This is a genomic window from Phytomonospora endophytica, assembly GCF_014202425.1.
Classification (GTDB): Bacteria; Actinomycetota; Actinomycetes; order Mycobacteriales; family Micromonosporaceae; genus Phytomonospora; species Phytomonospora endophytica.
Genome location: NZ_JACHGT010000004.1, coordinates 449095 through 461100 on the forward strand (window position 1 = coordinate 449095; position 12006 = coordinate 461100).

The window sequence follows — 12006 nt, forward strand, 5'->3', positions numbered from 1 at the left end:
TGTACCTGCGCGGGCCTTCACGCCCTCGCCCGCCCGCCTGCCGCAAGCCCTCGTCCACCACGAGCTGTCGCCGCTAGCCCCAGGCGCCTGGGCCGCCCGTCACGTGTACCTGCGCGGGCCTTCACGCCCTCGCCCGCCCGCCTGCCGCAAGCCCTCGTCCACCACGAGCTGTCGCCGCTAGCCCCAGGCGTCTGGGCCGCCTGCAACCTGCACCTGCGCGGGCCCTCACGCCCCCGCCCGCCTGCCACAGGCCCCGCCCGCCCCCGTTCACCGCCGCGAGCCCTCAAGCTCCTCACCCCTCAACCCCACCCCTACAACCGCCACCGCACGCCGCCCTCACCCTCGTACCGGCAGACCGCCCCCGTCGACACCGCCTCGCGCAGGTGTGCGGCGAGCGGGGGGTGCTGCGTGTCGAGCCTGCGCAGGGTGTCGCGGATCCGCGCCGTCACCGTCTTGCGGGCGCGTTCGGCCTCGTCGCCGAGGCGGCGGGGGCGGCCGCCGAGGCCGGTGGCGGTGCGGAGTTCGTCGAGGAGGGCGTCGCGTTCGTGGTCGAGGTGGGCGGCGCGGGTGTCCTGCCCGAGGCCGGTGGCGCGGTCGATGGCCTCGTCGAGTTCGACGAGGCGCCGTTTGTAGCGGGCGCGGGCCTCTTCGTCGAGGACCGGGTCGCCGCCCATGGCTCTTGCGGCGACGACGGTTTCGCCGCCGGCGGGGTCGAGGAGTCGTACGGCGGGAACGTCCACGCCGGGTGCGCCGAGGAGCGCGTGAATGTCGTGGAGGCCTTTCGCGTCGGGCACGCGGACGGTCGTCCCCTCCCATCCCAGCGACCACACGGCGCCTTCGCGGCGGAACTCCCCGCCGGCGACGGCCTCCACCGTGGACAGTGCCGTCAGGTGCGCCATGCCCAGTTCGGCGGCTTCGGCCTCGACCGCCGCGACGTCCTCGGCGGCGCCGGGCGTGCCTTCGGACACGGCGAGGACGGCCAGGGCCGCCCGCGCCTCCAGCGCCCAGGGCCGCGCGCCCATGTCCTCGGCCGAGCGCAGGGCCTCGCCGTAGTCGGCGCGCGCGGCGACCGTGTCGCCGACGGCCGCGGCGAGCCGCCCGAGCCACAGCGCCACCGGGCCGCTGAGGTCGCACCCGTACAACGACACCAGCCACTGCCCGCGCAGCGGCTCCAGCGTCTCGCGCATCCGCGCGCACTCCGCGGGATCCCCGTCGATCGCGGCGGCCACGGCACGCGCCCGCAGGGCCAGCGACTCGAACATGCGCGGGTACTCCGCCGCGACCGGCATCGCCACTCCCCGCTGCCCGGCGGTGATCGCCGCCAGCAGGTCGACGTGCGGGTAGTCCGCGGGCCCGAGCCCGGCGAGCAGTTCGCCGATCCGCTCGTGATCGCCCTGGATCAGCAGCCGCGCCCACGTGATGTGGACGCCCATGAAGGCCCAGTGCTCGTGCTCGTGTTCCTCCGGGACGGCGGCGAAGCGCCCGAACAGCTCCTCTGCCTCGGCGAAGCGGCCCCGCATGGCGGCGATGATCGCGCGGTCGATGTCCAGCCCGGCCGACATCCGTGAACCCTGGCGGACGGTCTCGCCGAGCTCTTCGAGCGTCGCGAGGTAGCGCGGGTCGCCCTGCTCGGCGAGCGCGACCCACAGCAGGGCCGTGGCGTACTCCAGGAGGTCGGCGTCTCCGGACCGGTGCGCGATCTCGATCATCTCGCGCGTCAGGGCTTCGCGCTCGGGCGCGGTCCCGGGCCCCCAGATCACGTCGTGGCGTGCCCACAGGCCGAAGCCGAGGGCCTCGTCGTCGCCGTCGCGGCGGGCCAGGACCGACACGCGCACGGCCAGTTCGCGCGCGAGGTGGTCGATCTCGCGGCCGCCGCCGACATGGGCGGTGACGTCGCGCACCATCGTCCGGTGCGCCTCGGTGAGCAGCCGCGTCTTGAAGTCGGCCTTCTCCTCGGCCGTGCCCTGCCGGTGCACGGTCAGCGCGACGCGCGCGAGCAGCTCGGGGTCCTCGATGGCGCGCGCGTCCTCGGCGGCCTGCTCGAAGACCGCCCAGGCCGGGTTCCGGGCACCGCAGTGGTGCAGCTCGCCGCCGAGCGAGAGCTGGAGGAGGATCTTCTCCCGCGACGGCTCGGGCGGGAAACGCTCCAAAGCCCGGCGCAGGTGCGTGGTGGCCTCCTCGAAGGAGAAGCGGTCGCCGGCGTTGCGGGCGGCGGCGCGCAGGACCGCGACCGCCTTGGGGGCTTCGAGCGCCTCACCGGCCAGATGCGCGTGCCCGGCGAGGTCGGCGGGGAGGACCCGCTCGGCCAGCGCGGGGGAGTGGTCGATGGCGTGCACGACGGCCGCGTGCCGGGCGGGCGCGTCGGCGACGGCCTCGTACAGCGTCTCGCGCACCAGGTCGTGGGCGAAGGCGAAGCGGCCGCCGCCGTCGGCGGCGACCAGGCGTGCGGTCACGGCCTGGTCGAGCATCCGGTCGACCTGCGCGACCGGCGACCGCACCAGCGCGGCCAGGACCTGCCGGTGGAAGCGGCGCCCGAGCACCGAGGCGTCCGACAGGAGCCGCGCGACCTGCGGCGGCAGCTGCGCCAGCCGCCTCCGGACGGCGTCGCTGACGCCCGGCGCGATCGCCGACACCGACTGCCCCGCCCGCCACAGCCTCGCCGTCTGCTCCACGAAGAACGGGTTGCCGCCGGTGCGCAGGTGCACCTCGGCGACCACCTCGGGTGCGGGCTCACGGCCGGTCGTGCGGGCCATGATCGCCCCGACCGCGCCCGCGTCGAGCCCGGTGAGGGTCAGCGTCGTCGCGCGGCCCAGCAGCGGCAGCATCAGCTCGCGCAGTGGATGCGGGTCGACCTCGACCTCCACGTCCCGGTAGGTCCCGATGAACAGCAGCGGCTCGAAACGCGAGTGCTGCGCGGCGAACTCCAGCAGCCGCAGCGAGGCGGCGTCGGCCCAGTGCAGGTCGTCGAGGACGACCACCAGCGGCCGCGACTGGGCGGCGGTGACCAGCGCGCTGGTCACCGCGTCGTAGAGGAGGAACCCGTCGGCCTCCTGGCCCTCCTCCAGGAGGGCCGTCAGCTCGACCGAGCCGGGCTCGGCCGCGCGCGCGGGCGGCGCGTGCCGGTGCAGGGCACGGATCACCTGCGTCCACGGCCAGTAGCCGGGCGCGTTGTGCGAATCCCAGCAGGACCCGCTCAGGACCAGGGCGCCCGCCTGCCGCGCCCACTCCGCCGCCTCGGTCACCAGGGTCGTCTTGCCGATCCCCGCCTCACCCGTCACGAAGACCAGGCCGCCGTTGCCGTCGGTCACCCGCCCGATCTCGGCGCGCAACAGCGCCGCCGGATGGTCGCGGCCGAACAGTTCGGGTGTCATGTCGCGCTCGCCGTCTCCTCGTGTCGGGTCGCCGGGCCGGACCTCCCCACCGTCCAGCATGGCCGAGGGGTACGACAAATGTCGGTGGCCCGTGCGACAGTCGGTCAAGATCGTCTATGAGTGGAGACCGACATGCCCGCGAAAGTAGAGCTCCGCCCCTACGCCGAAGGCGACTTCTGGCTGCTGGAGCGCAACAACGCGCCCGAGATGACCGACCATCTCGGTGGCCCGGAGACACCCGAGAAGCTCGCGCAGCGCCACGAGCGTTACCTCAAACTCGACCCCGCCGGCGCGGGGATGTTCGTGGTCCTCGCCGAAGGCGAGCCGGCCGGGCTGATCGGTTTCTGGGAGAAGGAGTGGCAGGGCGCCGAGGTCTTCGAGACCGGCTGGGGCATCCTGCCCGAGATGCAGGGCCGTGGGCTGGCCACGGCCGCCGCGGTGGCCGTCGCCGAGCGGGCGCGCGCCGTCGGCACTCGCCGCTACCTGCACGCCTACCCCTCGATCGACCACCCCGCGTCGAACGCGATCTGCCGCAAGGCCGGTTTCGACTTCCTGGCCGCCGTCGACTTCGAGTACCCGAAGGGCAACCCGATCCGCTGCAACGACTGGCGCCTCGACCTCCGCGCCTAACCAAGCACCCCGGACAGCTCGGCGCGCGAGAGCACGCCGAGCTTCGGGTAGGCCTTGTACAGGTGATGGCCGACCGTGCGCGGGCTCAGGAACAGCCGGGCCGCGATGTCCTTGTTCGACATGCCCTCGGCGGCCAGCCGCACGATCCGCGACTCCTGCGGCGTCAGCGCGGACAACGGGCCGGGCTCGTCGCGGGCACCGGCACTCAGCCCGGTCGCCTCCAGTTCGACACGTGCCCGCTCGGCCCACGCCCGCATCCCCGCGCGCTCGAACACGCCGAGGGCGAAACGGAAGTGGTCGCGGGCCTCGGCCTTGCGCCGTGACCGGCGCAGCCATTCCCCGTAGAGCAGCCGCGTCCGGGCCGCCTCGGTCTCGTGGCGGTCGCCGTCGTGGAGCACGCAGGCCGCCCGGAAATGCTCCTCGGCGGCCTCGTCGCCGGCGAGCAGCGCCCGGCAGCGCTCGGTGAGCGCGAGTGCCCAGGGCTCGCCGACGCGCTTCGACCAAGCCGAGAAGTACCCGAAGGCGTCGGCGGCCCGCTCGGGTTCGCCGAGCCGGACCGCGGCCTCGACGACGTCGGGGACCGCCCGCAGGGTGCAGATGTGGTGACGGGTCGGCGGCCGGGTCAGCCGGTCGAGTTCGGCGAGGGCCTCGGGCACCCGCCCGGCGCCGAGGTCGAGGCGCGCCAGGGCCGCCCGCGCCCACGGCGCCCCGGGCGACATCGCGCCACCGGCGATGTCGGCCATGGCCTCGGCGGCACGGGCACGGCACTCCTCCTCGTCACCGGAGAGGGCCGCGAGATAGGCGAGGACGGCGGTGAACTGGTTCGTCCACTGCGGCTGATCGCCGTCGCGGGCGATGCGCATGGCCTCCGCGACGGTCTCGCGCGCCTCGGCGAAACGCCCCTGGAAGACCTCGACCTCGACGGCGAAGAACAACGCCGTCGGCAGCCTGCCCCACCCGCCGACCGCGCGGATCTCGGTGGCCAGCCGATCCGCGAGCGCGTGCGCCTCGTCGTCGCGTCCGAGCAGCACGCCGATCCCGCACATCATCAGCCGGTCCCCGATCGCGGCCTCCGGCACGTCGACGAGGGCCGGGGGAGCGTCGTCGAGGATCCCCGCGGTGATGAACGCGGCGACCCGGGCCCGCGGACCGGGTGGCAGATCGAGAGCCGCGAGCCCGCGAGCGGTGTCGGCGACCGCGTCCTCACCGACGTACCAGGCGAAATGCAGGGCCTGCACGAGCAGCTCGGCGGCCTGCTCCGGCTCGTGCCGCGCGGCCTCCTCGCTGGTCAGGCGATGTGCGAGGAGGTAGTCCCCGGACCAGAACGCGTGCAGGATCCGCAGATAGGCCAGCCGTCCGCGCAACCGCGCACCGTCGGCGACCTGCCCGGCCAGCGCCGAGGCCCGCTCCCGCAGGCCCGCCTCCGCCGCCGACTCGGCCGCCAGCACCAGCCGACGTTCCCGCTCGGCACCGGGCGCCGACAGCCGTGCGGCCTCGGCGTAGGCGGCGCTCGCCGCCGACTGGCCGCCGCGTGCCCTGGCCCGGTCGGCGGTCGCCTCCAGCGCCGCCGCGGCGTCCTCGTCGGTGCCCGCCGCGGCCTGCGCCCGATGCCAGGCGCGACGGTCGGCGTGCTCGGGCGCGTCGAGGGCCCCGGCGAGCGCGCGGTGAGCAGCGAGGCGTTCGGCGTGCGCCGAGCCCGCGTGCACGGCGCTGGCGACCAGGGGATGCCGGAAGGAGACGCGGCCGTCGTCGACGCGTACGAGCCCGGCGTGTTCGGCGGGCGGCAGGTCGTCCGGCCCGGCACCGAGGGCGGCGCCCGCCTCGGTGACGACCGTGAGGGAACCGCCGGTCTCCAGGGCGGTGAGCAGGAGCAGCGCGCGGGTCGCGGCGGGCAGGCGGGCGGCGGTGCCGTGGAAGGCCAGCCGCAGCCGGTCGGTGAGGGGGACGGTTCCCGCCGGAGCGTCGGCGGTCAGGCTCATCGGCAGCTCGCGCAGGGCGAGCGGGTTGCCGTGCGACTCGGCGAGGACCCGGTAGCGGACGGCGGCGTCGAGGTCGGCCCAGTGGTCGCCGACGACCGCACCGGCCGCCCGCGCGTCCAGGCCGCCGAGCCGCAGCTCGTCGAGGCCGGTGACCGGTCCCTCCTCGCGGGTCGCCAGCAGCAGCGCGACCCCGTCGGCGTGCAGGCGGCGGACGGCGAACAGCAGCGCGTGCGTCGAGTCGCGGTCCCACCACTGGAGATCGTCGACGAGAAGGAGCAGCCGCGCATCGGCCGCCGCGACCGACAGCAGCGTCAGCGTCGCCAGGCCGACCAGCATCGGCTCCGGCGCCGGGCCGGTCGCCAGGCCGAAGGCGGTGGACAGCGCGGCCCGCTGCGGGCCGGGCAGTTCGGGCAGGTGGGGGAGGCGGTCGTGGAGGAGCATGTGCAGGCCCGCGTAGGGCAGTTCGGCCTCGAATTCGACGCCGAGGCCACGCAGGACCCGCGGGCCGCCGAACTCGGCGGCGGTCGCGGCGGCGTGGTCGAGCAGGGCGGTCTTGCCGATCCCCGGTTCACCGCGCAGGACGAGGGCGCCGCCGCGGCCCTCGCGAGCGGCGGTCAGGAGGCCGTCGATGGCGGCGATCTCGGTGGCACGGCCGTGCAGCATGGTGGAAAGGTACCCGGGGGATCTCGGGTCGCCCCGCGCTCAGCCCGAGCCGATATGTCGACATCCGGCGGCGCCTCCTGTGCGAACACCCCGGCCACGTACTCGACGGCCGGCCACTGCCCGCCGATTGGTTGCTTACCAGAGCGGCGGCCCGCGAAGCCCTAACCTGGGGGCATCCCGAGCGGAGGAGCACTCATGGGCAAAGTCGTCATGTACAGCACGGTGTCGGTGGACGGCTTCATCGCCGACGAGAACGACCGGCCCGGACCCCTGTTCGACTGGTTGCTCAGCGGTGACGTGCCCCTCGACGAGAGCGGCGCGCTGAAGGTGTCACGAACGTCCTACGACTACACCCGGCAGTACTGGGACCAGATCGGGGCGACCATCGCCGGCCGCCACGTCTTCGACATGACCGACGGCTGGGACGGGAAACCTCCGGGCGGCATCGACCACGTGGTCGTCGTGACGCACCGCCCGGCACCCGAGGGCTGGGACCCCGGGGCGCCGTTCCACTTCGTCGACGGCGTCGCGGCGGCCGTGGCCAAGGCCCAGGAGCTCGCGGGCGACCGCGTCGTCGAGGTCGCCGCCGGTGACGTCGGCGGCCAGGTGCTCGCCGCGGGCCTGGTCGACGAGGTGCGCATGGACGTCGTACCCGTCGTGTTCGGCTCCGGTAAGCGCTACTTCGGGTCGGTCCACGCCCAGCACCTGCTGGAGGAGCCCGACGAGGTGATCCAGGGTGACCGGGTGCTTCACCTGCGCTATCGGGTGCGCCGTTGACCGATCGAGGCGGCGGTCGACGCGGGCGCGGTGCCGGCACGCGCTGGAACGTTCCCGCCGGGCGGGCGGCGTACCGGCCGGCACACCGCCCCGCCTCCGTCGGCCCGCGTCACACTCCCGCGGGCACCTTGTCCAGGAACCCGTGCACGGCGGTGATCCGGTCCTCGGCGTCCAGCTCGGCGACGTCGAAGCCGATGACGATCGGCTCCTCGCCCGCCGGCCCGAGGTGCCAGGTGAAGCGGACGACGTCGTGGTGCCCGTCGACGGCTCCGCCGAGGCTGAAGACCAGCCCGGCGAACTGTCCCTGCACCGCCCCGATCGCCGCGGCGATCGCGTCCCGGCCCTCGATCGCGGCCAGCGGGTCGGTGTAGGTGGCGCCGTCGGCCCAGTGCTTCTCGATCAGTGCCGCGCGGGCACCGGCGTCGGTCTCGTTCCACGCCGCGATGTACTGGGCGGCGACGGTCTCGTAGCGGTTCATCTCGTTCTCCTTCGGGAATGTTCAGCCGTTCTCGCTGGTCTGAACGTTACGGAGATCGAGTCGGCGCGGAATCTGTCACGCATAGGTACTTCCGGCCGGGGCTTGGGTACCGGTGGGGCCGGTACCTAAGCCGTCGACCGCAGGACGAGCTGCGTCGGCAGCGTCATGGGCGAGTCGGGCGGATCCCCGCACAGGATCCGCTGCATCATCCGCACCATCTCGCGACCGAGCAGCGGCGAAGGCTGCTGCACCGTCGTCAGCGGCGGTTCGGCGTAGCGCGCCTGCTCGATGTCGTCGAAGCCGACCACCGCGACGTCGTCGGGCACGCGCCGGCCGGTGTTGCGCAGCGCCGCCAGCGCCCCGATCGCCATCAGGTCCGACGCGGCGAAGACCGCGTCCAGCTCCGGCTCGTCGGCCAGCAGCGAGTGCATCGCGCGCTCGCCGCTGTCGCGACTGAAGTCCCCATAGGCGACGATGGCGCGCCGGTCGGCGGCCGCGATCGCCTCCCGGTAGCCGATCAGCCGGTCCACACCGGCGTTCATGTCCTGCGGCCCGGCGATCGTGACGATGCGCCGCCGCCCGGACTTGATGAGGTACTCGACGCCCTGCCGCGCGCCGCCGACGTTGTCGACGTCCACATAGGCCAGGCTCGGGCCGTACAGGGGACGCCCGCCGCAGACCACCGGCGGGCCCTGCTTGCCCAGCGCCGAGTACAGCGGATCGTTGCCGTGGCAGGAGAGCAGCAGCACGCCGTCGACGTGGACGCTGGTGAACCGCTTCACGCGTTCACGCCCGGCGGGGGTGTCCGTGGTCATCAGCACCAGCTGCCGGTCACCGGCCTCCAGCTCGGCCGACACCCCGCGCACCACGTCGATGAAGAACGGGTCGTCGCCGAAGACCTGCGAGGTCGGTTCCGACACCACCAGCGCGATGGAGTCGGTCCGGCGGGTCACCAGGCTGCGGGCGGCCGGATTGGGGACGTAGCCGAGCGAGTCGACGGCCGCGCGCACGGCCTCGCGGACACCGGCGGAGACTCCGCCGGCGCCGTTGACGACCCGCGAGGCGGTGGCCCGGGAGACCCCGGCGAGTTTGGCGACCTGCTCCAGGGTCGGCCTCAACGTCACCATCTACGCCAGCCCGTTGCGGGTGATCACCTTCCGATACCAGTCGGCGCTGGCCTTCGGTGTACGGCGCTGGGTCGCGTAGTCGACGTGCACGAGCCCGAAGCGGCGGGTGTACCCGAAGGCCCACTCGAAGTTGTCCATCAGCGACCAGGCCAGGTAGCCGCGCAGGTCCACCCCGGCCGAGATGGCCGCGTGGGCGGCGCGCAGATGCCCGTCGAGGTAGGCGACGCGGTCCACGTCCTGCACCTGGCCGTCCACGACGGCCGAATCGGCGTAGGCGGCGCCGTTCTCGGTGATCATCACCGGCAGGCCCTCGTAGTCCTTGTGCAGCCGGACGAGGAGGTCGGTCAGCCCCGTCGGGTCGACCCGCCAGCCCATCTCGGTGACCGGGCCGTTCGGCGCGGTGAAGTCCATGCCCTCACTGCCGGGGTGGGCCGGGCTGCCCTGCGCGTTGCGGCGGGCGCGGACCCAGGTTGGCGTGTAGTAGTTGATGCCCAGCACGTCCAGGGGCTGCTTGATGATCGCGCCGTCGCCGGACTTGACGTACCACAGCGGCGTGAAGCGCTCGGCCAGCGTGAGCATGTCGTCGGGGTACTCCCCGCGCAGCAGGGGCTCCAGCCAGATCCGGTTGGACAGCCCGTCGATCTGCTCGACGGCGGCGATGTCCTCGTCGTTGTCGCTGCCCGGCCGCACGCTCGTGCAGTTCAGCGCGATCGACACCTCGCCGGCACCGGCCGCGCGGATGGCCTGCGCGGCCAGCCCGTGCCCGAGGAGCAGGTGGTGGGCGGCGGCGAAGGCCTGCGCGGGAGCGGTGATCCCGGGAGCGTGGTCGCCCGAGGCGTAACCGAGGAAGGCCGCGCACCACGGTTCGTTGATGGTGAACCAGGAGCGCACCCGGTCGCCGAACTTCGCCGCGACCACCGCGGCGTACTCGGCGAAGCGCTCGGCGGTCTCCCGGGCGGCCCAGCCGCCCCGGTTCTGCAGCGCCTGCGGCAGATCCCAGTGGTAGAGCGTCGCCATCGGCGAGATCCCGGCGGCGCACAACTCGTCGATGAGCCGGTCGTAGAAGTCAAGGCCACGCGAGTTGACCGGGCCGCTGCCCGAGGGCTGGATCCGCGGCCACGCGATCGAGAAACGGTAGGCCGACAGCCCGAGGGAGCTCATCAGCGCGACGTCGTCGGCGTACCGGAGGTAGTGCTCGCAGGCCACCTCGCCGGTGTGCCCGTCGGTCACCGCGTCGGGGACCGCCGCGAACGTGTCCCAAATGGACGGACCTCGGCCGTCCTCTCCGGTCGATCCCTCGATCTGGTAAGAAGCGGTAGCCGCACCCCAGACGAAACCATCGGGAAACCGCAAGCCGGACATGTGACTCCTCGCAGGCGAAGTTGGGTGGCGGATAACGGTTCGGCGACCGTGGCCGGACCCTTGCAATATCCATGAGAGCGCTCTCAGGACTCTTATCGAGGAGCGACGGGATGTCAATAGCGGCCTCGGCAATTGGTTGATAACCATTGCGTAACAAGGCCTTGACATCGACCATCCCCAACACCAGTCTCGCTGAGAGCGCTTCCAAAGGAAGCGCGGGGAAGGGAACACGCGCGGCCATCCACAGTGGCCGCAGAGGAGGCACGACGGATGTCGATTAAGAGCAAGGCCCTCCACCGACGCCGATGGCTCATCGCCGTCGCCGGTGCGGTCAGCGTCCCGCTGGCCATGACCGGTTGCGGGAAGGCCGACGACAGCGCGAACGTGGACTGCACGGCGTACGCCGAGTACGGAGAGCACAAGGACACCGAGGTCAGCATCTACTCGACCGTCCGCGATGCCGAAGCCGACCAGCTGACGGCGTCCTGGAAGGACTTCCAGAGCTGCACCGGCATCAAGATCGACTATGAGGGCACCGGCGACTTCGAGACCCAGATCGGCATCCGGGTCAACGGTGGCAACGCGCCCGACATCGCGATCTTCCCGCAGCCGGGCCTGATGGCGACCTTCGCCGACAAGCTCAAGCCCGCCAGCGACAAGGTCAAAGAGCTCGCCACGGCGAACTACACCCAGGACTGGATCAACTACGGCACCGTCAACGGCACCCTCTACGGGACGTCCTTCGACGCCAACGTGAAGTCCTTCGTCTGGTACTCGCCGAAGCTGTTCGCCGACAAGGGCTACACGGTCCCCACCACCTGGGCCGAGCTCATCACGCTGACCGACAAGATCAAGGCCGACGGCATCGACACCCCCTGGTGCGCCGGCATCGAGTCGGGCGAGGCGACCGGCTGGCCGGCCACGGACTGGGTCGAGGACATGGTCCTGCGCACCGCCGGTCCCGAGGTCTACGACCAGTGGGTCAAGCACGAGATTCCCTTCAACGACCCCAAGATCGTCGCCGCCCTTGAGCGCGTCGGCACGATCCTGCGCAACCCCGAGTACGTCGGTGACGTCAAGAGCATCGCCACCACGTCCTTCCAGGCCGGCGGGCTGCCGATCCTGGACGGCAAGTGCGGCCTCCACCGCCAGGCGTCCTTCTACGCCGCGCAGTGGCCCGAGGGCACCAAGGTGGCCGAGGACGGCGACGTCTTCGCGTTCTACCTGCCCGGTGACGACGCCGCCAACAAGCCCCTCCTGGGTGCCGGCCAGTTCGTGACGGCCTTCGCCGACCGTCCCGAGGTCGAGACCGTCCGCCAGTTCCTCGCCGGTGGCACGTTCTTCAACGAGCGCATGAAGAAGGGCCCGTTCACCACGGCCAACAACAAGGCCGACATCAGCAACGCGGCCGACCCGGTCATCAAGCTCTCGATGGAGCTGCTCCGGGACACCACCGTGACGTTCCGCTTCGACGCCTCCGACCTGATGCCCGCCGAGGTGGGCGCGTCGAAGTTCTGGACCGAGATGACCGCCTGGATCGCCGAGGGCAAGGACACCAAGGCCGCCCTCGACGCCATCGAAGGCGCCTGGCCGGCGTAGCCGACTAGCCCGTGCGGGGC

General features: G+C 72.8%; 8 protein-coding genes. 3 read left to right on the top strand and 5 right to left on the bottom strand.

The window, feature by feature from the left end; genetic code table 11:
* Positions 1–311 precede the first annotated feature (311 nt).
* Positions 312–3431: an ATP-binding protein gene (locus HNR73_RS11270; RefSeq protein ID WP_444544131.1), complete on the bottom strand. Its 3120-nt coding sequence runs from the start codon at positions 3429–3431 to the stop codon at positions 312–314.
* Between the two features lie 72 nt (positions 3432–3503).
* Between HNR73_RS11270 and HNR73_RS11275 the strand changes: the two genes are divergently transcribed.
* On the top strand, positions 3504–4001 hold the full coding sequence (locus HNR73_RS11275) for a GNAT family N-acetyltransferase (RefSeq protein WP_184787305.1): 498 nt from the start codon (positions 3504–3506) through the stop codon (positions 3999–4001).
* On the opposite strand, the gene HNR73_RS11280 is transcribed toward HNR73_RS11275, so the two are convergent.
* A complete protein-coding gene (locus HNR73_RS11280; protein WP_184787306.1) occupies positions 3998–6643 on the bottom strand; it encodes a helix-turn-helix transcriptional regulator in 2646 nt (881 codons plus the stop codon). The two genes, HNR73_RS11275 and HNR73_RS11280, sit on opposite strands and share 4 nt — an antisense overlap.
* A gap of 195 nt (positions 6644–6838) precedes the next feature.
* On the opposite strand from HNR73_RS11280, the gene HNR73_RS11285 reads away from it, so the two are divergent.
* Entirely contained in the window at positions 6839–7420 is a 582-nt protein-coding gene (locus HNR73_RS11285) for a dihydrofolate reductase family protein (RefSeq protein ID WP_184787307.1), read from the top strand.
* 109 nt (positions 7421–7529) lie between these two features.
* Here HNR73_RS11285 and HNR73_RS11290 read toward each other — a convergent pair whose 3' ends face one another.
* The 3 genes from HNR73_RS11290 to HNR73_RS11300 form a co-directional block, all read right to left on the bottom strand.
* Positions 7530–7898 carry a nuclear transport factor 2 family protein gene (locus HNR73_RS11290; RefSeq protein ID WP_184787308.1) on the bottom strand — a complete coding sequence of 123 codons (369 nt, stop codon included), beginning with the start codon at positions 7896–7898 and terminating at the stop codon, positions 7530–7532.
* A 125-nt stretch (positions 7899–8023) separates the two neighbouring features.
* Positions 8024–9025, bottom strand: a complete 1002-nt coding sequence (locus tag HNR73_RS11295; protein WP_184787309.1) for a LacI family DNA-binding transcriptional regulator — start codon at positions 9023–9025, stop codon at positions 8024–8026.
* Complete coding sequence (locus HNR73_RS11300; RefSeq protein ID WP_184787310.1) at positions 9026–10387, bottom strand: GH1 family beta-glucosidase; 1362 nt, start codon at positions 10385–10387, stop codon at positions 9026–9028. It abuts the gene before it with no gap.
* Positions 10388–10657: 270 nt separating this feature from the next.
* Here HNR73_RS11300 and HNR73_RS11305 point away from each other — a divergent pair, with 270 nt between their 5' ends.
* On the top strand, positions 10658–11986 hold the full coding sequence (locus HNR73_RS11305; protein ID WP_184787311.1) for an ABC transporter substrate-binding protein: 1329 nt from the start codon (positions 10658–10660) through the stop codon (positions 11984–11986).
* Positions 11987–12006 lie beyond the last annotated feature (20 nt).